The sequence below is a fragment of the Mesorhizobium sp. CNPSo 4670 genome, from assembly GCF_057784235.1.
Window position 1 is genome coordinate 269237 of sequence record NZ_JBWJFQ010000002.1, and the last position, 23252, is coordinate 292488.

The following is a 23252-nucleotide window of genomic DNA, read 5'->3' on the forward strand; positions in this document are numbered from 1 at the left end:
GGGCCATGGTCACCGACACCTCGATCAATTCACCAATGCATCGGCACAAGCAATTCGTCGTGGCGGCCGGCACAGGGGCCGTCGCACTGGCGGTTGCGCTGCTGTTGCGCGCGCCACTTCCTTATTCGATCGGTACCAATGCGTTCTTCGCCGTCTATGTCATTTTGGTCGTCGCCCAGATGCCAAGGCTTACCGGTCGCTACCTCAGCAAGAACGCGCGTGCCACCGACCAGCCGGTGCTGGTCATCTTCGCTGTAACGCTGGTCGTGGTCGTCGTTGCCATTGTTTCACTGTTCCTGCTGATCAATCAGAAGGACAGAGGCCATCCCGTCGAGCTCGGCTTCGCGCTGTTGTCGATCCCGCTCGGCTGGTTCACCATGCATGCCATGGCAGCGCTCCACTATGCCCATGTCTACTGGATGGACGGCGATGCGGTCGACGCTGAGACCAAGAAGAAAATCCCGGTCGGCGGGCTGCTGTTCCCCGGCGACAAGCGGCCGGAAGGTTGGGATTTCCTCTACTTCTCGGCGGTCATCGGCATGACCGCGCAGACTGCCGACACCAACATCTCGACAACGCATATGCGTTGTGTCGTGCTCGTCCATTCGATCCTGTCGTTTTTCTTCAACACGGTCATCGTCGCCGCAGCCGTCAATCTCGCCGTCAGCCTGGGCAGCCCGTAATAATTCCGTGATAGGATGAAACATCGGTTTGGTTGGCGACGTATCAGGAGGACAATGAGCGTGCAGGTCACGCCGCGAGGCCGGGAGACGAGACAAGATGGAATCGGTTGCCAGAAGCCAACCCACCGCCGGAGCGGACCCCGCCGCGCGGAAGGATGAAACGCTGATCTACCGCCAGTCGCGCTGGACGCGGCTGACGCACTGGATCTGGGCCATCTCTCTGTTCTTCATGCTGCTTTCCGGCCTGCAGATCTTCAACGCCCGCCCGCAGCTCTACATCGGCAAGCAGTCGGGCTTCGACTACAACAACACCATCTTCGCCATTGGCGCCGAGAACACCGACGCCGGTGCAAGGGGCTACACCGAAATCTTCGGGCATCGCTTCGACACCACGGGCGTGCTTGGCTGGTCGGGTCCGGCAGGCCAGGAAACGGCGCGCGGCTTCCCGTCCTGGGCGACCATCCCGTCCTACTATGATCTGGGCACCGCTCGCGTCGTCCATTTCTTCTTTGCCTGGATACTGGCCACGACCTTGATCGTCTGGCTGGTCGCCAGCACTGTGAACGGCCATCTGCGCCGCGATCTTGCGCCGCGCCTCGACGATCTCAAGCGACTGCCGCAAGATATCGTCGACCACGCCAAGCTCAAATTCCACCACACGCGGGAATACAACACGCTGCAGAAGATGGCCTATGGCGGCGTGCTGTTCGTGCTGCTGCCGCTGATGATCATCACCGGCCTGGCGATGTCGCCCAGCATGGACTCGGTGCTGCCGTTCCTCAACGATCTGCTCGGTGGCCGGCAGACGGCGCGCACCATCCACTTCACCGTCATGGTGCTGCTGGTCGCTTTCTTCATCGTCCACATCCTGATGATCCTGGCTGCCGGCCCGATCAATGAACTGCGCTCGATCATCACCGGCTGGTACCGGACCGATCCTCCAGCACAGGACGACAATTCCACCGAGAGGAGTGCGTGACATGGCAAAGTTCGAGATCAGCCGCCGGAAATTCCTGACGGGCGCCAGCCTTGGCGCCTCCGGCATCATGCTGTCGGGCTGCGACGCCTTCGACAGCCAGCTGAGCATTGGCAGCGGTCTGCGCAGTTTCCTCGAAAACGCCAATGGCCTGACATACCGGGCGCAACGCCTGCTCGCCGGACGCGATGCGCTGGCGCCGGAGTTCACCGAGGCCGACATCCGCCAGCCGCAGCGGCCGAACGGCGTCACGGCTCCCGATGACGACGTCTACAAGGGCTTGCTTGCCAACAATTTCGCCGACTGGCGGCTGGAGGTTTCCGGCCTTGTCGAAAAGCCGCTGTCGCTCAGCCGCGAGCAATTGATGAACATGCCGAGCCGCACCCAGATCACCCGTCATGACTGCGTCGAAGGCTGGAGCTGCATCGCCAAATGGACCGGCACGCCGCTGTCGCTGGTGCTCGACCAGGCGGTGGTTAAGCCGCAGGCGCGCTACGTCATGTTCCATTGCCTCGACACGATCGACCGCAGCCTGTCGGGCGACATCAAATATTACGGCACCATCGACCTGATCGATGCCCGCCATCCGCAGACGATCCTTGCCTATGGCCTGAACGGCAAGCCGCTGCCGGTCGAGAACGGCGCCCCGCTGCGCGCCCGCGTCGAGCGTCAGCTCGGCTACAAGATGCCGAAATATCTCTACAAGATCGAGCTGGTCGACGGCTTCGCCAATGTCGGCGGCGGCAGGGGCGGCTATTGGGAAGACAATGGCTACGACTGGTACGGTGGAATCTGAACCGCGCACCGCAAAATGATGATCGGCCCGGGTGCGTAGCGAGCGCTGCCCGCCGGTTCAGGCAACCTTGTCGAGAAGCGGCCTGAGTGCCGGATGAATCTCTGGCGAGGCGTATTTGATCAAGGTCAGCAGCGCACGTTCGTTCTCGTACAAAGGCCTGCCTACCCCGATGTGCTCGATCAGCCAGCCGGCTTCGCCGGCATCGATCGTCTCGGCGCGGCGGGCCAGGGCTTCTGCTGCCCTGTTCTTGGCTTCCCACTCGGCCTCGATGTCGCCGGGCGAGCGATAGGCCTCCATGATGCCGGCGAGGCCACCGGAGACCATGCGGCTGAAGAAGCCGCCGATTTCCGGATCGGCGTGTTCCAGGAAGGCATCACGGCGCAGCGCCACATCGCGTGTCGGCGCGTCGTAGCCAGCCGAGCACATGACGAAATTGGCGATCGCCTTGACGAACAGATCGTTCCAGGACGGATCGTTTTGGCCTTGAGCGGTACGCTCGTTGATCTTGACCAGCACCTCGGCCTCGGCGCGGGTGATGGCGATGTTGCCGTCGCCGCCATGGGCATGCAGGATCCGGCGCAACAGCTCGACCTCTGCCTTGGCGATCAGTCCGGGAACCAGCGCACCACCGAGCATCAGCGGCCCCTTGCCATCGATGACGGCGTGGGCGACCTGCTCCAGCGCATAGACGCAAAGCTGGCTCGGCGATGATCTTGCTTCTTCCAGCACATGGACCAGCAATTCGAGTTCGGTCCGGCTGTCGACCATGCCGTCGCGCGAGATCGTGCGGATCAGCCAGTCGGCATTGTCCTGCGAGATGTAGCCCGACGGCTTCTCCTGGTGGACGATGTAGTCGGTGACCGCCTCGACAAAGAACGGCGGCCATTCCTGGCACTTGTCCTTGGCGGTGGCGTCCAGCGCGAACAGCGCCTCGGCCTCGCCGCGCGTCACCACGCCGTCGCCGAACACTTCATGGCGCAACATGGCCACGTCTTCCCCGGTGATGCGGCTTTTCGAGGCCAGCCCCGCCACTGGCGCGCTCATGATCAATTCGCCCATTTGTCGTCCCCGTCCGCTGCCGGCAAGCGCCTGCCCTAAAGCCTCACCGCCGCCACGATATCAGCAGTGTCTTGAAAAACCGGCAAACGGCGTGGTTAGCGAAGACTTGTCAGCCAATGCATGTCGCCCAAAAGTGTGCTGCTGTTTTGGGAAAACGACATGCATCAAAGACGTCGCTGACAGGTGACAATGTGTCGTCGACAGGCTATGGATGACGAGTCGAGGGCTCTTGCGAGTCCTACCTGTTTGCGGGAGAGAACAGCGAAAGCTGTCGCCGAAGGGGAAATCGCCCGAAATCTCTCAGGCAAAAGAACCGTAGACGGGAAAGACACTCTGGAAAGTCGGGGTTTGCCCCCGCGCCGAAGGTGTAAGCGCCGCTGACAGAGTTCCGGTTGCGCGAGTCTCTCAGGCTTCAGACAGAGGGGCACGGACTGGTCGCCATTCGCGACCGATTGCGTGCGACTCTGGAGATGACATGACGGGCGACGACACCAGACACCTTCCCCTCGAAGATATCCATGTGGCCGCTGGTGCGCGCTTTGGCGCCTTTGCCGGCTGGTCGATGCCGCTGACCTATCCGGCCGGCGTCATGAAGGAGCATCTTCACACCCGCGAGCATGCCGGCCTCTTCGACATCTCGCATATGAAGCTGTTCGAGGTCAGTGGCCCGGAGGCGGTTGCGCTGCTCGACCGCGCTTGTCCCCTGGATGCCGGCGCACTCGAAATCTCGCAGTCCAAACTGTCCTTTTTCCTCAATGAGGCAGGCGGTATCCTGGACGACCTGATCGTCACCAGGCTGGGCGATATCCGCTTCATGGTGGTCGCCAACGCCGGTAACGCCGTGGCCGACGAAAGGCATTTGCGTGCGCTTGCCGCGGATTTTGACGTCAAGGTCGAGCCGCTCGACCGTACCTTCCTGGCTATCCAGGGCCCTGAAGCCTGGGCCACCCTTTCCCGCGCCGGCATCGAGACCGGCTCGCTGCTGTTCATGCACGGTGTCGAGCCTCGGCAGAACTGGTTCATGAGCCGCTCCGGCTATACCGGCGAGGACGGTTTCGAGATCGGCCTGCCGGAGGCAGATGCGCGCGACCTCGTCGCCAAACTGCTCGGCGATGAGCGCGTGCTGTGGATCGGCCTTGCCGCACGCGACAGCTTGCGGCTGGAGGCCGGGCTCTGCCTGCATGGCCAGGACATCACGCCGGAGACCGACCCGGCCAGCGCCGGATTGATGTGGGCGATCCCGAAAGAAATCCGCGCTACCGGCGCCTTCATCGGCGCCGACGCCCTGCGCGCCGCCGTTGAGCGAGGACCGGCGCAAAAGCGGGTCGGGCTGAAGCCCGACGGCCGCCAGCCGGTGCGCGCCGGCGCCGCGCTCTTTGATGCCGACGGCAATCCCGCCGGCCATGTCACATCAGGCGGCTTCGGCCCCTCGGCCGGTCATCCGGTCGCCATGGGATATGTCGCAACGCCACTGGCAAAGCCCGGCACACGGGTTTTCGCCGATGTGCGCGGCACGAAGATCCCAGTCGATATCAGTTCCCTGCCCTTCACACCGCATCGCTACCGCAAAGGATGAATCCGATGGCAACAACCTATTTCACCGAAGATCACGAATGGCTCCGTGTCGAGGGCGGCATCGCCACCGTCGGCATCACCGACTACGCCCAGGAGCAGCTCGGTGACCTCGTCTTCGTCGAACTGCCTGAGACGGGAAAGAAGCTGGCCAAGGGCGACACCGCCGTGGTGGTCGAATCCGTCAAGGCGGCCTCCGACGTCTATGCGCCCGTCGACGGCGAGATCACCGAGGCCAACGGGACGCTGTCGTCGGACCCGTCGCTGGTGAATTCGGCGGCGACCGGCGCCGGCTGGCTGTGGAAGATGAAGCTCGCCGACGAAAGCCAACTCGCCGGCCTCATGGATGAGGCCGCCTATAAAGCCCATATCGGTTGACATCAGGATCTCGACACATGACCGCAGCACCCTACCCCTTCATGGCCCGCCACATCGGCCCGGGCGTCAACGACACCAGAGCAATGCTCGCCGTCATCGGCGTTCCCTCGATCGAGACGCTGATCAGCCAGGCCGTGCCGAGATCGATCCGCCTCGACCATCCGCTTGCCTTGCCTGCTCCGGCCAGCGAAGCGGAGGCGCTCGCCGAACTGTCGGCGATCATGGCGAAAAATACTGTGCTGAAGAGCTTCATCGGCGCCGGCTACCACGGCGTCCACGTACCGCCGGTCATCCAGCGCAACCTGTTCGAGAACCCAGCCTGGTACACGGCCTACACGCCCTACCAGGCCGAGATCAGTCAGGGCCGGCTCGAAATGCTGTTCAATTTTCAAACGCTGGTCGCCGAATTGACCGGCCTGCCTGTGGCGTCGGCCTCGCTGCTCGATGAAGCAACGGCGGTCGCCGAAGCGGTTGGCATCGCCTTGCGCCATCACCGCGACAAGCGCACCAAGGTGGCGCTTGCCGGCACGCCGCATCCGCAGACGCTGGACGTGGTGCGCACCCGCGCCGAACCGCTCGGCATCGAGATCGACGGCGAGGCGATCGACGACAACACCGCCGCCCTGCTTGTCTCCTGGCCGGACACGTTCGGCGTCTATGGCGACCACAAGGCAGCGATCGACAAGGCGCGCGCCACCGGCGCGCTGGTCGTGTTCATCGCCGACCCGCTCGGCCTGACGCTGACCGACGCGCCGGCAAAGCTCGGCGCCGACATCGCCGTCGGACCGATGCAGCGTTTTGGCGTACCGATGGGCTTTGGCGGCCCGCACGCCGCCTATTGCGCCGTCGCCGACAGGCTGACGCGATTGATGCCCGGCCGCCTGGTCGGCCAGTCGACCGACAGCAAGGGCCGGCCCGGCTACCGACTCGCTCTGCAGACACGCGAACAGCATATCCGCCGCGACAAGGCGACATCCAACATCTGCACCGCACAGGCGCTGCTTGCCAACATGGCAACCGCCTATGCCATCTGGCACGGCCCTGCCGGGCTTCAGGCGATTGCCGGGCGCATCCACGCGTTGGCCAACCGTCTGACAGGCGGCCTCGAGGCGGCAGGCGTGTCGGTGATCGGCGCCAGCCGCTTCGATACGGTGACGGTGGAGACGAAGGGCAAGGCGGCGCAGATCGCTGCTGCGGCCGAAAAGACCGGCCGGCTGCTGCGCGTCGTCGATGCCGACCATATCGGCATCAGCTTCGACGAAACCTCGACCGATGCCGATCTCGACGCGATCGCGGCATTGTTCGGCGCCAAGGCTGGCCCCTCGGCCGACAGCACAGTGCCGGGAAAGCCGCGCGGCAAGGAGTTTCTGACGCAACCTGTGTTCCACGAGAACAAGTCGGAAACCGAGATGATGCGCTTCCTGCGCCGGCTGGCCGACAAGGATCTGGCGCTCGACCGCGCCATGATCCCGCTGGGATCCTGCACCATGAAGCTCAACGCCGCCGCCGAGATGATGCCGGTGAGTTGGCCAAGCGTCGCCAACTTGCATCCGTTCGCGCCGGCCAGCCATTCGGCCGGCTACCGCGCCATGGCCGGCGAACTGGAAGGCTGGCTGTCGGAGATCACCGGTTTCGACGCGGTCAGTCTGCAGCCCAATGCCGGCAGCCAGGGCGAGTATGCCGGATTGCTTGCCATCCGCGCCTATCACCGCTCGCGCGGCGAAGGCCATCGCACCATCTGCCTTATCCCATCTTCCGCACATGGCACCAATCCGGCGAGCGCGGCGATGGCCGGCATGAGCGTCGTCGTCGTGCGCTGCCTGGAGGATGGCAATATCGACATGGACGATATGAGGGCCAAGGCCAATGAGCATTCCAAGAACCTCGCGGCGCTGATGTTCACCTATCCCTCGACGCATGGCGTGTATGAGGAAGGCGCGCGCCATCTCTGCGCCCTCATCCATGAGCATGGTGGACAGGTCTATTTCGACGGCGCCAACCTCAACGCGCTGGTCGGGCTCGCTCGCCCCGGTGACATCGGCGCCGATGTCTGCCACATGAACCTGCACAAGACCTTCTGCATTCCGCATGGCGGCGGCGGCCCAGGTGTCGGCCCGATCGGTGTAAGGGCGCACCTCAAACCCTATCTGCCGGGTCATGTCACCGAAGGCTCGGCGCATGCCGTGTCGGCCGCACCCTTCGGCAGTGCTTCCATCCTGCCAATCACCTGGATGTACATCCGCATGATGGGCGGTTCCGGCCTGAAGCAGGCGACCGAGACGGCGATAGTTTCAGCGAACTACGTGGCGACCCGGCTCGCACCGCACTTCCCGCTCCTCTACAAGGGCAGGCACGATCGCATTGCCCACGAGTGCATCCTGGACACACGCGTGCTCAAGGAGAGCGCAGGCATCAGTGTCGACGATGTCGCCAAACGCCTGATCGACTATGGTTTCCATGCGCCGACCATGTCGTTCCCGGTCGCCGGCACGCTGATGGTCGAGCCGACCGAGTCCGAGCCCAAGCGGGAACTCGACCGCTTCTGCGAGGCGATGATCGCCATCGCCGATGAGGCAGCGAAAGTCGCCAAGGGCGAATGGCCTTTGGCCGACAATCCGCTGGTCAACGCACCGCACACCGCCGCCGAGGCGCTGGCCGGCCAGTGGACCCATCCCTATTCGCGCCTGGAGGCGGCCTATCCCGCCGGTGACGCCGACACGGCGGCAAAATACTGGCCGCCGGTGTCGCGTATCGACAATGTTGCAGGCGACCGTAACCTGGTCTGCTCCTGCCCGCCTCTGTCGGACTATCTGGGTGCGGCCGAATAATTACGCTGAGCGCAAGGCCGACTTGACCGGTTCGGCCTTGCTCATTCCTTTGCGGCTGATGACGCAATTTCGCCCGGCGCGCTTGGCGGCATAGAGCGCTATGTCCGCCTCGGCCAGCACCTCGTCGAGGCTGCGGCCGTCGGCCTCGCCAAAGCCGATGCCGCCGCTGACCGTGCTGCGCAACGGGCCGAGCGGGGTGGCAACGATTTCGGTGCCGAAGGCAACGCCGATCTTGCTGGCGAGGTCGTAGGCCCTTTCCTCCGTCATCCGCGACATGACGACGGCAAATTCCTCGCCGCCCAGGCGAAAGGCGTCGACGCCGGTCCGGGCATATCTCTTGATGACCGCGGCGAAGCGGCACAGGACCTGGTCGCCGACCGGGTGACCGTAGACGTCGTTCGTCCGCTTGAAGTGGTCGAGGTCGAACATGACGACGGACATGAATGGACCGAAACTCCGCTCGCCATAGAGCGACATCAATCCCCGGCGGTTCATCAACCCCGTCAGCGGGTCGGTCATGGTCTCGGCCTTCAGTTCGATCTGCGCCTGGAGATGATGGAGGGAGAGCGTCAAGGCGCCGAGCCCGGTCATGCAGGCCACCGCCACGACGGAGTTCAGCCGTTCGGCCCAATTGTCGGGCGCGACCGCGAGCGCCCACTGCCCCTTGCCCAGCAGAACCATGCCACAGAGCGCAAACGACACCGCACAGGTGCCGCTCAGAAACGAAACCACCAGCAGGATCCGGCGATCATGGCTGCCGTTGATCCAGAACATGGCGCCGATCGCCGAGAGCAGCGCTGTCACCGTTGCGTAGGTGATGATGAAGCCGACACCGTCGAGGCCGATGGAGGTCACGGCCGCGCAAATAGTCATGGCGGCGAGCGTCGGTGCAACCGCACGTCTGTGGCTGGGCACTCCGAGATACTGCATGGCCGACAGGCAGAGGATCAGGAACCCCAGGCTGAGCAGCGCAAGCACGATCTGGCAGAGCACCGGATCGGGCTCCTTGGTGTATCGCCAGAACAGGATCACATGCGCAACGAGCACCAGGATGCCGCACGCCACAGTCAGCACAAAGCGTGCCTTGGGCGCGGTGAACCAGATCGCAAACATGGTAACGGAGAGGCATGTGCCCGACAGCGCGGCCGCGAGCAGGAGCGAACTGAAGTCCAACATGTTGGGCGAGGGCCTCTCGAGCGTCGGCGGTTGCACTGCATTCTAGGTCAGCGGCAGCCCTCGGATACGGGTTTCAACCGGTCTTCCGACGCAACCTGCGGATAGGGTTTACAAAGCGTCCATGCCCTGTGTCCCGAAACAGCACCCTGGAGCATGATGCCGAAAAGTGTGAGCGGTTTTCGGGCGACATCATGCTCTATCTCTTTGATTTGGAAGCGGATTCAGATTTCAGGTCGATTCGACCTGAAATCGTCCGGCTCTAAGACGCGATGACCAGATCAACCCTTATTCAAGAGCGCGAGATTGGCGTTGACGACCGTCGGATCGGCCATGCCGGCCCTCGCTTCGAGCAGCAGCGCCTTGGCCTTCTTGCGATTGCCACGCAACAGTTGCGAATAGCCCATGTTGTTGACGATCTGCGGCTTGCGGCCGGCGACTTTCAAAAGCTGGTCGTAGGCTCGGTCGGCGAAGTCGAAGCGGCCAAGTTCGTCATAGGAAGCGGCGAGCCCCATCCAGGCTTCGGCATTGTCGGCCTTCAACTCGACGGCTTTGCGGAAGTGCTGTTCGGCGAGGCCATAATTGGCGTCGCGAAATTGCGCCTTGCCTTGCGCCAGTTCGGAAGTGTCGATGTCCTTTGCCACCGGTTGGATGGCGGTGGTCTTGGTGGTGTCGACGCCACTCGTCGTACAACCAGACATCATTAAGACGGCCGCCATCGCGGCCATTGCCGTGAAATTACTGTGACGCATGCCCCTGCCTCATCGCCCGATTTGCCGGGTCGTTCTTCAGGAAACACATTACAGGAAAGGCGATTAAACTTCGGTGCCCAAACACGCTCAAAATTAAGCTTTGGGCACACCAGCCATTAACCACGAGGCGCAGATCAAAGGACCTTGGCCAGGCCGTGTGCAAGACACGACTTGGACCGACTTTCGTGGAGCCGCTTCTTAGCGCTCCGTCATCATTTTGACGATGATCGGGATGACGGCGATCATCAGCACCACCGGCAGGATGCACACCGTCACCGGCACAGACATCTTGGCCGGCAGGGCGTGCGCCTTTTCCTCGGCCAGCGACATGCGCTTGTGGCGCATTTCATCGGAAAAGACGCGCAGCGCTCCAGACAGGCTGGTGCCGAGCTCCTTCGACTGCTGCAGCAGCGTGGCGAAGGAACGCACCTCGTCCAGGCTGAGGCGGTCGGCAAGCGCCTTCAGCGCATCGTCGAGGCTGCGCCCTGCCCTCAGTTCCAGCGACACAAGCTGCAGGTTCTGGCTGAGCGCGGGATAGGTCTTGGCGAGTTCCTTGGAAACGCGCTCGATGCCGGCCTCCATGCTCATGCCGGCATCCGAGCAGACGATCATCAGGTCCATGAAATCGGGAAAGCCGTTGCGGTATTCGCGCCGCTTTTCCCGCACCTTCTGGCTCAGCACCAGACCAGGCAGGAAGTAGCCGGCCGCTCCCGACAGGATGACGAACGTCCAGCGGCTGGCCATCGTCGCGTCTGGACTGGCCATCCACTGGTTGAGCACAAAGACACCGATGGTCGTGCCGATCATCGCGATGAACCGGACGAGGAAAAACATGCCGACGGCGCGCGGCTCCATGTAGCCCGCCTGGATGAGCGTCATGCGCAGCCGGGCGACATTTTCCGGATCGCTCTTGGCATAGAATTCCTGCGCCCTCTTCACCGCCTTCTCGCGCACGATGCTGGTATTCTTCTTCTGCACCGGCTCGGGCTTAGCGGCCACCGCACCGTGATCCACCTTGAGCCGGCGCATGACGTCGTTGCGGTCGCCCTTCGCCGCCACCATCGGCCAGGCCACCGCGACGGCGCCCACGGCCAGCAACAGGATGGCTACCGGCATCAACGAGGTCGGCGCAAGCGAGGCGAGGAATTCGACGAAGGCTTGCATGTCAGAACCTGAAATTCGACATCTTAAACATCATCAGATTGCCCAGCATCAGCCATGCGACCGAGCCGCCAATCAGGTACCAGGTCAGCGGCTCACCCCAGACGTTGCGGTAGAAGGCTGGCATCAGCGCCATGATGGCGGCAAACAAAAGCGCCGGTATCGCCGTCAGGATGTAGGCCGACATGCGGCCTTCGGTCGAAATGGCGCGCACCTTGCGGCGCAGCTTGCCACGCTCGCGGATCGTCAACGCCAGGCCGTCGAGGATCTCGCGCAGATTGCCGCCCGAACTGCTCTGGATCGAGACGGCGGTGACGAACAGCGGCAGGTCCTCATGGCCGACCCGGTCGAACAGTGAGTTCAAGGCCGAAACCAGGTCCGAACCATAGGTCACCTCGTCGGCGATGACGCCGAATTCGCTGCCGATCGGGTCGGGCATCTCGCGCGCCACCATGGCGATCGCCACCGGCACCGGATGGCCGGCCTTCAGGCCACGCGTGATCAGTTCCAGTGCCTCCGGCAGTTGCGCGCCGAACCGCTTCAGACGGCGGCCGCGTTTGAAGCGCAGCGTCATTACCGGCAGTATCGGCACAAGCATGACAAACAGGACGAGCCCGAGCAGCGGCGGCAAGCCGTACCACATGGCGGCCAGCGCCGCGGCAAATGCCGCGCCGCAGGTGGTCATCAGGAATTTCGGCAGCGGCATGACCATGCCAGACTGGGTTCGCAAGGCGCGGAACCGTTCCGGCGAGAACAGCGACGTACCCGCGTCAAGACCGCGCTCCTTGCGCAGTTGCACGAGCACCTGCTCCTGGCTGATCGTGTTTTCCTGCAGTTTCATGCGCCGGTTGATGGCCGTGCGCTTGTCGCTGCGGCCGGCGTAAAGCAGGTAGCAGGCCTCGGCGATCAGGATGCCGGTAAGTGCTGCCGCGGCATAGACGACATAGATCGCGCTGAGCCCGTCGAACACTGGCTACTCCTGCGGCCGGCCGGGTTCGAAGTATCGTCCGGGGAACTCGATGCCCATGGCGCGTAAATCCTCGAGAAAACGCGGCCGGATGCCGGTCGCCTCGTAGTGGCCGAGGATCTTGCCGTCGGCGTCCATGCCGGTGCGCACGAAGCGGAAGATCTCCTGCATCTGGATGACATCGCCTTCCATGCCGGTCACCTCGGCGACGCTGGTCACCTTGCGCTTGCCGTCGGACAGGCGCGTCAGTTGCACGATGAGGTCGAGCGCGCTGGCGATCTGGCTACGGATCGACTGCACCGTCATCGGCATGCCGGTCATGCCAAGCATCTGCTCGAGCCGCGAAATGGCGTCGCGCGGCGTGTTGGCATGGATGGTCGCCATCGATCCTTCGTGGCCCGTGTTCATCGCCTGCAGCATGTCGAAAGCCTCCTCACCGCGGCACTCGCCGAGGATGACGCGGTCGGGGCGCATGCGCAGCGCGTTCTTGACCAGATCGCGCTGCTTCAGTTCGCCATGGCCCTCGATGTTGGCGGGACGCGTCTCCATGCGCGCGACATGCGGCTGCTGCAGCTGGAGTTCGGCCGCGTCCTCGATGGTGATCAGCCGCTCATCTTCCGGGATGAATGCCGACAACGCGTTGAGCATGGTCGTCTTGCCGGTGCCGGTGCCGCCCGAAATGATCGTCGTCTTGCGGGCATGCACGGCCGCCGCCAGCACTTCGGCCATGTTCTGGGTGATGGCGCCGAATTCGACCAGCTTGTGCAGGCCGAGCTTGTTCTTGGAAAATTTGCGGATCGACACCAGCGGCCCGTCGACCGCAACCGGGCGGATGGCCGCGTTGAAACGCGAGCCGTCCAGCATGCGTGCGTCGACCATCGGCTGTGATTCGTCGACGCGACGGCCGACCGCAGCGACGATCTTGTTGACGATGCGCAGCAGATGCGCCTCGTCCTTGAACGGAATATGGACCGGCTGCAGCTTGCCCTTCTTTTCGACAAAGCAGTTCTGGTGGCCGTTGATCAGGATGTCGTTGATGTCGGGATCCTTGAGCAACGGCTCCAGCGGACCGAGGCCGACCATCTCGTCGACGATGTCGTCGACCAGCGCGTCAAGCTCGACGGTGTTGATCGCCATCCGCTCTTGCTTGGTCTTTTCCGACACGAAATCAAATACTTGCCGGCGCATCTCATCCTTGGGCAAACGCTCCAGCGCGACTAGGTTGATCTCCTCGAGCAGCAGCCGGTGGATACGCACGCGCGCATCGAGCACCTTGTTGGCATTCTTTGCCGGTGCGGCTTCCGGCTTTGCCGTCAAAGCCTTTCGGTTCGTCGGAATGACGACGGCATGATGCGCGACCGGCACCGGCTCGGCGGCGCGTTGAGGACGCGCATCGCGGTTCTGCAGGGTGGAAAAGCGGCTGGTCATCCGGCCTTCCTCTTCAGCAATCCCCGGCCCATGCCAAACAGCGAGCGTGATTTCGCCCGGGGTTGGACTGCTTCCTCCGGCAGGATGATCTTCTTCAGATCGTTGACGACATTGGCGTTCGGGTCGATCTCGTGCAGCGGCACGCCCCGATCGACCGCCTCGCGCACCAGCCGGTAGTTGTTGGCAATGCCGCCGACGAAATGCTCGCCGAGGATTTCCTGGACATCCGCCTGCTTGATACCGTTGTCGAACATCTTCTGCTCGAAACGGTTGACGATGACGTTGGGCTTCACTTCCTTGCCGGCAGTCTCGTAGACCGCCTGGATCAGACGCTGCGTGTGGCGCAGGCACGGCACCGTCATTTCCGCGACGATGTAGAGTTTGTTGGAACCGAGCAGCACCGTTTCCGTCCACGGAAACCAGGTGCGCGGCATGTCGATGACGACATTGTCGAAATAGGCCGAAACGAGGTCCAGCATCCGTACCACGACATCGGTCTTGAACGAGCGCATTTCCGCCGGGTGCGTCGGCGCCGCCAGCACGCAAAGCCCGCTGGCATGCTTCGACAGCATCACGTCGAGCAGTTGCCGGTCGAGGCGTTCGGGCTGGTTCTCGATTTCGGTGATGTCGAAACGCGGTTCGAGGTCGAGATATTCGGCACAGGCGCCCTGCTGGAAATTGAGGTCGACCACGCAAGTCGACGCGCCGCGCGTCACCGAGTGATGCAGCTGGAAGGCGGTCTGCAGTGCCAGTGTCGTGGTGCCGACGCCGCCCGCGGCTGGCATGAAGGTGTAGATCTGCGACTCGGTGTTTTCCTCGCGCCCGGGCCCTTGCAGCGCCCGCACCACGGAGCGCACCAGGTCGGCAGTGGTGATCGGCTTGACCAGGAAATCCGCGACCTTGAGCTGTACCAGGATGCGCACCGCGGCGGCATTGAACTCCTGGGTGACGACGACGACCGGCACCTTGTCCTCCAGCCGGCGCATGATGCGCTGCAGCGACTCGACGTCCTCCAGCCTTGCCGCATCCATGTCGACGATGATGGCGCCGAAGTCGGCCTCCTGGATCTCGCCGCGCAGCTCCGTGACATTCTTTTCCACTGTCGACAGCTGGATGACCTCGGAGGCGGCGAATGCGGTCCGCGTGTCCTGCACAAAGGTCCTGTCGGTCGATACGAGCAGGATCTTCCTGGTCTTGATGCCGTTTGCCATTCTGTCTGCCTGTCCGGTCGCCGCCTGTTGGATCAGTTGCCTGTCGTGGATTGCGACGCCTTCACGCCGGCCGCCTGATCGGGAGTGATGGCCACCGCGTCGCCGCGCTGGGCTGGGACGAGAAGTTTTGTGTTCTGGACACCGTATTTCCAGGGATCGACCATCTGCATCACGGTGTCAGCGGCTTGCGCATTGCCAGCGGCCGGCGTCACCCCTTCGGTGCGCACATAGTCGTCGCTGGTGCAGCCGGCGGCGAAGCCGGCCAGCAACAAGGCGATGCTCGATCTCAAGACCAGACGCATGGTTTCAGTCCTTCGGCAGGTCGAGGAAATGCCCGACCGTGGTTACGGCAGCCGGTTGCGCAACTGTGCCGCCGGCCATTGCCAAGGCGCGATTGGTGTCGGACGTCTTCACTTCGTCGGTGTTGTTGAGAAAATAGTCGGCGTTGCTGGCCGCCTGCGTACCGTCGGTCGGCACGATGAGTTTCTTCGACGGATCGACCGGCTTGACCAGATAGGGCGTGACGATCATGACCAGGTCGGTCTCGCGCCGCTGATAGGATTTCGACGAAAACAGCGCTCCAAGCACCGGCATTTTGCCAAGCCCGGGAATGCGCGACGTGGTGATGTCGTTTTGCGACTGCAGCAATCCGGCAATCATGAAGCTCTGGCCATTCTTCAGGTCGACCGACGTCCTGGCGCGGCGCACGATGAAGCCGGGCACCGATATGCTGCCGATATTGTAGGAGGCCGACGCGTCGATCGAAGAGACTTCCGGCGCGATGTCCAGGCTGACCAACCCGTCCTTCAGCACCGTCGGCGTGAAATCCAGGCTGACGCCGTATTTCTTGTAGCTGACCGAGATCTTGCCGTTGTCCTCGGAAACCGGGATCGGAAATTCGCCGCCGGCGAGAAAGCTTGCCGTCTGGCCGGAACGGGCGATCAGGTTCGGTTCGGCCAACCGACGGGCCAGGCCGCGCTCTTCCAGCGCCTTGATGGCGATGTCGATCGACACACCGTTCGACAGCAACCGGCCGATGATCTCGCCGGTCCCGGCCCCCGGCAGGGTACCCGGATCGATCGTGACGTCGCGCCCGCCGAGGCCGTAGGCGAAATTGGCGCTGTATTTGGCGCCGAGATCCTGACCCGCCTGGCGGTTGATCTCGACAAAGCGGACGTTGAGCTGGACTTGCTGCGACGACGAGATGTTGACCGAGTTGATCACCTCCTCGGCGCCGGAAAAACGCGTCGCGATCTTGTTTGCCTTTTCGGCGGCGACCGCGTCATCGGCCTCGCCCGACAGCACGACACGGCCATTGGCCGAGCCGACCTTGATCCTGGCGTCCGGCACGCTGGCGCGGATGGTGCTGGCCAGTTGGTCGGTGTCGAGCGTCACCTCGATGTCGACGGTGCCGACAAGCTGCTTCTTCTCATCGAACAGCGCGATGCCGGTGGTGCCGAGGTTGTTGCCGAGCACGTAGAAGGATTTGTCGGTCAGCGGATTGACGTTGGCGATCTCCGGATCGCCGATGACGATCTGGTAGAAGGCGGCGCTGGTCATGATCGTCTTCGGCTTGCCCTTGGCGACCTTGATCGACGCATTCTTGGTCGTCGACACATAGACGATGTCGTTGTCGGCCCTTGCCGAGGCGCCGAAGGCCAGCATCCCTGCGGCAGCCAGTGAAGCCGCCACAGCCACGGTGCGCAACACGCGCAACCGTCCCATGACCCGATATGTAATCAGCCCGAACATTTTCCCGTCCCTCACCCAGTCCCCACTGGTTTCTATTGCTGGTCCGGCGAAGGAACCTGGTATTCCTCTGCCTTCGTGCCGCGCGTCACGATGACCGTCTTGAATTTCGGTTTCTCCGGCTCTTTCGCCACGGCATTGAACAACGAACTGGCCGCGGCCTGCACGTTGGAGGCGACCGATCCGCCGAACGAAGAGATGGTGGTGACGCCGTTCTTGCCGTCATCGCCTTCGCTGGCGGAGCGAAGCGACAGCGACAGCGAGCCGACGGTGCGGGCAAGTGCCACTTTCTTCGCGCCTTCGGTGGTCACCTCGATGGTCACCGAATTGGCAATCTGCGGCGTTGTCTGGCGCTCGTCGGCGCCCTGCCCGACGCTCAGCACCTTGGCATCGGAGACGACGATTTCGGAGGTGATGGTCGAACCGGCGGCACCTTGCGCGTTCTTGGCCACCTCCTGGATTTCGCCCGCATCGCGTGTCAGCACGACATCGACCCGGTCGCCCGGCGTGACGAAGCCGCCGACACCGGCAATCTCGTCGGTGCGGATGGTCACCGCCCGCATTCCGGGCGTCAGCATGTTGGAGAGCGTCGCGCGGCCATTTGGCCCCGACAGCTTGGTGAGCAGCACCGGCTCGTTGACCTCGATCGGCGTCAGCACCACCCGATTGCCGTCGCCAAGCAACCCATCGATGGTCGGGAAGGCGCCCTGCGGCAGGGAATCCTGCGGCCAGGGGATTTCGCTGAGCTTCGTGCGGTCGAGCTCCATGCCATAGCGCAGCGGCGCATTGGCCACCACGATGGTCTTGAACTCGATCTTGGGTGCAACTGGGGCGGGGATCGACGCCGTCTTCGCTTCGCTATCTGCCCTGGCCTGGCTCTTGACCCAGAAATCCGCGGCAAAGATCGATATCGCGCCAAAGACGGCGGCGATGCCGATCATCGATATGGCCTTGCCCCTCACGCCCGAAACCCCTGATGCCCGCAGTTTCTTGTTTTGTTGGGTTCATGCTAGGCGGCATTGTTAAAGAATCAGGAATCCAACGCGGTGGCATTTGACCTATTTCCGCCGGATTGGTTATCGAATGGTTCTGGGTTAGGACGGGCAATTCCCCGAACGGAACAGGAACCTCGGTCGCTTGGCGCTGAAAAGCGTGCCAGTATCGCGAGGTGATTCGCAGCATCGGACTCTATGGCAGGCATGGACGACAACAACGATCTTTTCGGCAATCTGGACAAGCAGCCGCAACCGGTCCGCACACCGGCGCGCCCGGCGGATCCGCTGGTGCAGGCGACCAGGCGTCCCGCCGCGACCAAGGATGGCAGCGAGGGCTATAGCGCCGCCGACATCGAGGTTCTGGAAGGGCTGGAGCCGGTGCGGCGCCGGCCAGGCATGTACATCGGCGGCACCGACGACAAGGCGATGCACCACCTGTTCGCCGAGGTCATCGACAATTCGATGGACGAGGCGGTTGCCGGCCATGCCACCTTCATCGATGTCGAGCTCTCCGCCGACGGCTATCTTGCCGTCACCGACAACGGCCGCGGCATCCCGGTCGATCCGCATCCGAAATTCAAGAAGCCGGCGCTTGAAGTGATCATGACGACGCTGCATTCGGGCGGCAAGTTCGACTCGAAGGTCTACGAGACGTCAGGCGGCCTGCATGGCGTCGGCGTCTCGGTGGTCAACGCACTGTCGGACCATCTCGAGGTCGAGGTCGCGCGGGGCCGCCAGCTTTATCGCCAGCGCTTTTCGCGCGGCGTGCCGGTAACCGGCCTGGAACAGCTGGGCGAGGTTCACAACCGGCGCGGCACAAAGATCCGCTTCCACCCCGATGAGCAGATTTTCGGCAAGGGCGCTGCGTTCGAGCCGGCGCGGCTCTACCGCATGACACGCTCGAAAGCCTATCTGTTCGGCGGCGTCGAAATCCGCTGGACCTGCGACCCGTCGCTGATCAAGGAAAAGGACCAGACGCCGGCCAAGGCCGAGTTCCATTTTCCCGGCGGCTTGAAGGATTATCTCAAGGCATCGCTTGGCGACGAGTTCCAGGTGACGCGCGAAATCTTCGCCGGCAAGAGCGACAGGCAAGGCGGCCATGGCTCGCTCGAATGGGCGGTGACCTGGTTCGGCGGCGACGGCTTCATCAATTCCTACTGCAACACCATCCCGACCGGCGAAGGCGGCACCCACGAGGCCGGTTTCCGCAACGTGCTGACGCGCGGCCTGCGCGCCTATGCCGATCTCGTCGGCAACAAGCGCGCCTCGATTGTCACCTCGGAAGACGTCATGATCTCGGCGGCGGGCATGCTGTCGGTGTTCATCCGCGAGCCCGAATTCGTTGGCCAGACCAAGGACAGGCTGGCGACCATCGAGGCAATCCGCATTGTCGAGACCGCGATCCGCGATCCGTTCGACCATTGGCTGGCCGACAATCCGCAGGAAGCCTCGAAGCTGCTCGAATGGGTGATCGCGCGCGCCGACGAGCGGGTGCGCCGGCGCCAGGAAAAAGAGGTGTCACGCAAGAGCGCGGTGCGCAAATTGCGGCTGCCGGGCAAGCTCGCCGACTGCACGCAGAATGCCGCGGCCGGCGCCGAACTGTTCATCGTCGAAGGCGACTCGGCCGGCGGCTCGGCCAAGCAGGCACGCGACCGTGCTAGCCAGGCCGTGTTGCCGCTGCGCGGAAAAATCCTCAACGTCGCCAGCGCCGGCAATGACAAGCTTGCCGGCAACCAGCAGATTTCAGACCTGATCCAGGCGCTCGGCTGCGGCACGCGGTCGAAATACCGCGACGAGGATTTGCGCTACGACCGCGTCATCATCATGACCGACGCCGACGTCGACGGCGCCCACATCGCTTCGCTGCTGATCACCTTCTTCTACCAGGAGATGCCGGCGCTGGTGCGTGGCGGCCATCTCTTTCTGGCGGTGCCGCCGCTATACTCGATCCGGCAAGGCGGCAAGGTCGCCTATGCCCGCGACGACGCACACAAGGACGAGCTTCTGCGCACCGAGTTCACCGGGCGCGGCAAGGTAGAGCTTGGCCGCTTCAAGGGGCTGGGCGAGATGATGGCCGCGCAGCTCAAGGAAACCACCATGGATCCGAAAAAGCGCACGCTGCTTCGCATCGATGTCATCGACGCCGAGGCCGCCACCAAGGACGCGGTCGACGCGCTGATGGGCACCAAGCCTGAAGCCCGCTTCCGCTTCATCCAGGAACGCGCCGAATTCGCCGAGACGGAAGTGCTGGATATCTAGCCGCCAGCCGGTCCATAACAGGCTCGACTTGCGGAGACCGGCATGTGACCTGGGCGCGGCTGAAAGGCTATTTCGAAACCAGTTTGGCCGGGCTGACGCAACCGACGCGTTCGGACTGGATTTTCTCGCTGCGCACCGTTTCGGCCGGCTTGATCGCGCTTCTGGTCGCCTACGCCCTTGAGCTCGACCACCCGCAGTGGGCCATGATGACGGTGTTCATCGTCGCCCAGCCCGTCGCTGGCATGGTGCTGGCGAAGGGCTTCTACCGGCTGCTCGGCACGCTTGCCGGCGGCATTGCGGCGATCGGCATCACCACGATCTTCGGCACCAGCCCCTGGGTGCTGGTGACGGTGCTTGCCGTCTGGATCGGCATCTGCACCTTCGTCTCGTCGCTATTGCGCAACCCCGAAGCCTATGGTGCTGCCCTTGCCGGCTACACGGCGATGATCATCGGCCTGCCTGCCTTCGGACAGCCGCACCTCGTCGTCGATCTAGCTGTCGCACGCTGTGCCGAAATCGTGCTCGGCATTGTCTGCGCCGGCCTGACCAGCCGGCTGATCCTGCCCAAACTGGCCAGCGACGCCATCATCTCGCGGTTGAAACGCTGCATCCTCGATCTTGCCACCTATGCCGGTGGCGCATTCTCCGGCGGCGATCCGGCGATCCTGTCGGGCCTGCACCGAAAGCTGGTTGCCGACACCCAGACGCTTGGCGAGATGCGCGCCTATGCCAGGCTCGAAACGGCGAGCTTCGCGCCGCGCGCCCATCCGGTCCGGCGCACCATCGGACAACTGCTCTCCGCCCTGTCGGCGGCGCGAGCGCTGCATTCGCACGCTGCGCCGAAGAACGCAGCACTCATTCCGGTGCGCTCTGAGTTGCAGGCACTGGTCAGCGAACTGGCCGCCAAACCCGGCGCGCTGGACGACACCGCCCCCTGGGTGGCCCGGCTCGACGCGATCTCGGTCAAGGCCCGGCAAATGCCCGATGCCTCGGCCGATCCGGGCGACGACAGGGTTGGCACCATCACCCGCCTCACCATCGCCGCCGATTTCGCCGAGGCGCTCAAGCAGGTGCTGCGCGGCCTCGACGCCTTGCGCGCGCCTGTCACGCGCCCTGCCGGGGGCAGCAGGCAACCCGCACTGGTGGTGCACCGTGACTACGCCGGCGCATCGCGCAATGCCGTGCGCGCTGCCCTTGCCACCTTGCTGGTCACGGCCTTCTGGCTGACGACGAAATGGTCGGAAGCGGCAGGCACAGTCATTCTCGTTGCCGTCGTGTCGAGCCTGTTTGCCGCTCGCCCCGACCCTGTCCAAGTGTCCTGGGGCTTCTTCAAGGGAACGCTGCTGGCGCTTCCCTTTGCCTTTCTCATCGGCCAGGTCGCATTGCCCGCTTTGCCCGGCTTCGGCTGGTTCATGCTGCTTGTCGTGCCGATCCTGGTGCCGACTGCGCTCGCCATGGCCAATCCGCGCCATGTCGGCGTGGCGACGGCCTTCGCCATCAACTTCCTCGCCTTCCTCAGTCCGCATCAGGCGATGACCTACAATCCTGGCCCGTTCTTCGCCGGCTCGGCGTCGATCCTGGTCGGCATCCTGCTGGCGATCGGTGTCTTCATCCTCGTGCTGCCCGCCGATCCATGGCTTGCGGCCAACCGCATCGTGCGCGCCATGCGCGAAGATCTGGCGCGGCTTTGCCTGCATGAGCGCGTGCCGAGGCGTTCAGCCTTCGAGAGCCTCGCCTACGACCGCATCAACCAGCTGATGCCGCTGGTGCAGAATGCCGGCAGGAAAGGCGATGCGGTTCTGGGCGGCGGCGTCGCCGCCGTCACCGTCGGCTTGGAAGTCCTGCGGTTGCGCGACGCAAGCCAGGGCCATGCCATCCCATCCGAGACCGCGCTTTCGATCGCCAACTTTCTGAGGGGGCTGGCGCGGGAACTGCTCTTCCGCGCACCCGGCGATCCGCAAACGTCGACCGTCGCCGTCGCCCGGCAGTATGCGACGAGCTTAGCGCAGCGCAACGAGATGCTGCAGATCGCGGCATCGCTGCGCATCATTGCCGCCGCGATGGAAGATTTTCCCGATTTCTTCGCGAGGGATAAAGGCTAGGCCGCGGCGATCGCCAGCGCATGACCCCGCGCATTCTCACGCAGCGCATCGAGATGGATCGACTTGACAAGTGTGGCGAGATCGCTTTGCGCTGACTGTCCGCCCAATTCCTTCAGCATCAGCCAGCTGACCTCCTGAACGCCGGCGACACGCTTGCCGTTGGCCACCTCGCGCCAGATTTTCAGCGCGCGCAGGATGATGGCATGCGTGACGGCGGCAAGGCCGGCGCTGCGAAACAGCGCCTGCAAGGCCACATCGTGCCCGCCGGCCAGCAGCGCCCTCACCCTTTGTTCGGATTGCTGGCTGAGCGCGACCAGCGCCGAGCCGAAGAAATCGACCTTGCCATGCGTGATGGTGCGGATGAGGAAGCTCGCAGTGAGATCGCCGCGCAGCCTGAGATGCTCGATCAGCGCCGCATGTTCTTCCTGGCGCGTGCCCTCGATCAGCGTCACCGAAGCCTTGACACAGGCGTCGCGCGTCACGCGGTCGGCTCGCGCCGCGCCCATCGAGGCCATGACCAGGGGCGAAGTTTTTAGCATCTCGCCGAGCTTGACGAGCAGCATGTGCCGGCAGTCGGCAGGCAGGCGGGCATCCGATATCAGCGCCTCGCGCACCAGGGGCAGATGGCCGTGGCGTTCGGCCATGCGGCGGAAGCTGAGCGAGGCGATGTCGGCGCCGCTGTTGGCGAGCAACACGGCGCAGGCTTCCGCCTCGCCGATCTCAGCGATGGCCGCCGACAGCGCCATTGAGACGAACGGCCGGTCGGCGATCAATTTTTGCGTCACCTTCGGACTGCCGGCCACGCGATTGATCAGATCGGTATCGGTGAGCAGCGGCGAGCGTGCCAGCACCACGCCGGCCACTTCCGGCTGATCGGAGGCCAGCGCGCTGATGATCTGCAGCGGGGCGTGCTGGCTCATCGACAGCGCTTCGGCCATCGCCAGGCGCACCTTCGACGAGGCGTCGTCGAGCAGTAGCGTCAGCGCCGCCTCGGCGGCGCAGCGGTCCTCGAAAGGCAGGTCGGAATTGACGTAGGCACGAGCCAGCGCATTGGCCGCGGCGGCGCGCTCCGAGACCCTGGCGGTGCAAATCCATTTCAAAAAATGCGAAACAACCATTACCGCCTGCTTACGCCCCTTGCCAGAACGGTTCCTGGCCCCGTG

19 protein-coding genes and 1 riboswitch are annotated in these 23252 nt (G+C 63.7%); of the genes, 8 read left to right on the forward strand and 11 right to left on the reverse strand.

Annotated features, from left to right (window positions below; all coding sequences use genetic code 11):
• Positions 1–5: 5 nt before the first annotated feature.
• From AC0ZT5_RS04690 to AC0ZT5_RS04700, 3 genes are all read left to right on the forward strand, one after another.
• The gene (locus AC0ZT5_RS04690) at positions 6–683 is read left to right on the forward strand and encodes a DUF1345 domain-containing protein (protein WP_488495468.1); all 678 of its coding nucleotides are present in this window, start codon (positions 6–8) and stop codon (positions 681–683) included.
• A gap of 97 nt (positions 684–780) precedes the next feature.
• Complete coding sequence (locus tag AC0ZT5_RS04695; protein ID WP_488495469.1) at positions 781–1662, forward strand: cytochrome b/b6 domain-containing protein; 882 nt, start codon at positions 781–783, stop codon at positions 1660–1662.
• Position 1663: 1 nt separating this feature from the next.
• Positions 1664–2455, forward strand: coding sequence for a molybdopterin-binding protein (locus AC0ZT5_RS04700; protein ID WP_095087897.1), 792 nt, complete (start codon positions 1664–1666; stop codon positions 2453–2455).
• A gap of 57 nt (positions 2456–2512) precedes the next feature.
• Here AC0ZT5_RS04700 and AC0ZT5_RS04705 read toward each other — a convergent pair whose 3' ends face one another.
• Entirely contained in the window at positions 2513–3514 is a 1002-nt protein-coding gene (locus tag AC0ZT5_RS04705) for a hypothetical protein (RefSeq protein WP_488495470.1), read from the reverse strand.
• A gap of 239 nt (positions 3515–3753) precedes the next feature.
• Positions 3754–3840: riboswitch (glycine riboswitch) on the forward strand.
• A 149-nt stretch (positions 3841–3989) separates the two neighbouring features.
• Here AC0ZT5_RS04705 and gcvT point away from each other — a divergent pair.
• Genes gcvT through gcvP form a run of 3 tightly spaced genes read left to right on the forward strand, consistent with a single transcriptional unit; the run spans position 3990 to position 8292 of the window.
• Entirely contained in the window at positions 3990–5090 is a 1101-nt protein-coding gene (gcvT, locus tag AC0ZT5_RS04710) for a glycine cleavage system aminomethyltransferase GcvT (RefSeq protein ID WP_488495471.1), read from the forward strand.
• A gap of 5 nt (positions 5091–5095) precedes the next feature.
• Positions 5096–5464: a glycine cleavage system protein GcvH gene (gene gcvH / locus AC0ZT5_RS04715; protein ID WP_095088133.1), complete on the forward strand. Its 369-nt coding sequence runs from the start codon at positions 5096–5098 to the stop codon at positions 5462–5464.
• A 17-nt stretch (positions 5465–5481) separates the two neighbouring features.
• Positions 5482–8292, forward strand: coding sequence for an aminomethyl-transferring glycine dehydrogenase (gene gcvP, locus AC0ZT5_RS04720; protein WP_488495472.1), 2811 nt, complete (start codon positions 5482–5484; stop codon positions 8290–8292).
• Here gcvP and AC0ZT5_RS04725 read toward each other — a convergent pair whose 3' ends face one another.
• The 9 genes from AC0ZT5_RS04725 to cpaB all read right to left on the reverse strand — a co-directional run bounded on the left by AC0ZT5_RS04725 (position 8293) and on the right by cpaB (position 17695).
• On the reverse strand, positions 8293–9468 hold the full coding sequence (locus AC0ZT5_RS04725; RefSeq protein ID WP_488495473.1) for a GGDEF domain-containing protein: 1176 nt from the start codon (positions 9466–9468) through the stop codon (positions 8293–8295). It abuts the gene before it with no gap.
• A gap of 278 nt (positions 9469–9746) precedes the next feature.
• The gene (locus AC0ZT5_RS04730) at positions 9747–10217 is read right to left on the reverse strand and encodes a tetratricopeptide repeat protein (protein ID WP_477289042.1); all 471 of its coding nucleotides are present in this window, start codon (positions 10215–10217) and stop codon (positions 9747–9749) included.
• A 198-nt stretch (positions 10218–10415) separates the two neighbouring features.
• On the reverse strand, positions 10416–11381 hold the full coding sequence (locus AC0ZT5_RS04735; RefSeq protein WP_488495474.1) for a type II secretion system F family protein: 966 nt from the start codon (positions 11379–11381) through the stop codon (positions 10416–10418).
• Position 11382: 1 nt separating this feature from the next.
• Positions 11383–12348, reverse strand: coding sequence for a type II secretion system F family protein (locus AC0ZT5_RS04740; RefSeq protein WP_477289046.1), 966 nt, complete (start codon positions 12346–12348; stop codon positions 11383–11385).
• A gap of 3 nt (positions 12349–12351) precedes the next feature.
• Complete coding sequence (locus tag AC0ZT5_RS04745; protein ID WP_477227357.1) at positions 12352–13773, reverse strand: TadA family conjugal transfer-associated ATPase; 1422 nt, start codon at positions 13771–13773, stop codon at positions 12352–12354.
• Positions 13770–14984 carry a CpaE/TadZ family protein gene (locus AC0ZT5_RS04750; protein WP_488495475.1) on the reverse strand — a complete coding sequence of 405 codons (1215 nt, stop codon included), beginning with the start codon at positions 14982–14984 and terminating at the stop codon, positions 13770–13772. Before AC0ZT5_RS04750 ends, AC0ZT5_RS04745 begins: the two co-directional genes overlap by 4 nt.
• A gap of 32 nt (positions 14985–15016) precedes the next feature.
• The gene (locus tag AC0ZT5_RS04755; protein ID WP_488495476.1) at positions 15017–15286 is read right to left on the reverse strand and encodes a hypothetical protein; all 270 of its coding nucleotides are present in this window, start codon (positions 15284–15286) and stop codon (positions 15017–15019) included.
• 4 nt (positions 15287–15290) lie between these two features.
• On the reverse strand, positions 15291–16736 hold the full coding sequence (locus tag AC0ZT5_RS04760) for a type II and III secretion system protein family protein (RefSeq protein WP_477289053.1): 1446 nt from the start codon (positions 16734–16736) through the stop codon (positions 15291–15293).
• Positions 16737–16768: 32 nt separating this feature from the next.
• Positions 16769–17695 (reverse strand): Flp pilus assembly protein CpaB, encoded by a 927-nt coding sequence (gene cpaB / locus AC0ZT5_RS04765; RefSeq protein WP_245331172.1) that lies wholly within the window; start codon positions 17693–17695, stop codon positions 16769–16771.
• Between the two features lie 237 nt (positions 17696–17932).
• Between cpaB and parE the strand changes: the two genes are divergently transcribed.
• Both parE and AC0ZT5_RS04775 read left to right on the forward strand, forming a co-directional pair.
• Positions 17933–19987, forward strand: a complete 2055-nt coding sequence (gene parE / locus AC0ZT5_RS04770; protein ID WP_477227360.1) for a DNA topoisomerase IV subunit B — start codon at positions 17933–17935, stop codon at positions 19985–19987.
• A gap of 44 nt (positions 19988–20031) precedes the next feature.
• A complete protein-coding gene (locus AC0ZT5_RS04775) occupies positions 20032–22089 on the forward strand; it encodes an FUSC family protein (RefSeq protein WP_488495477.1) in 2058 nt (685 codons plus the stop codon).
• Here the strand turns inward: AC0ZT5_RS04775 and AC0ZT5_RS04780 are convergent.
• On the reverse strand, positions 22086–23207 hold the full coding sequence (locus tag AC0ZT5_RS04780) for a DUF2336 domain-containing protein (protein ID WP_488495478.1): 1122 nt from the start codon (positions 23205–23207) through the stop codon (positions 22086–22088). The two genes, AC0ZT5_RS04775 and AC0ZT5_RS04780, sit on opposite strands and share 4 nt — an antisense overlap.
• Positions 23208–23252: the final 45 nt, after the last annotated feature.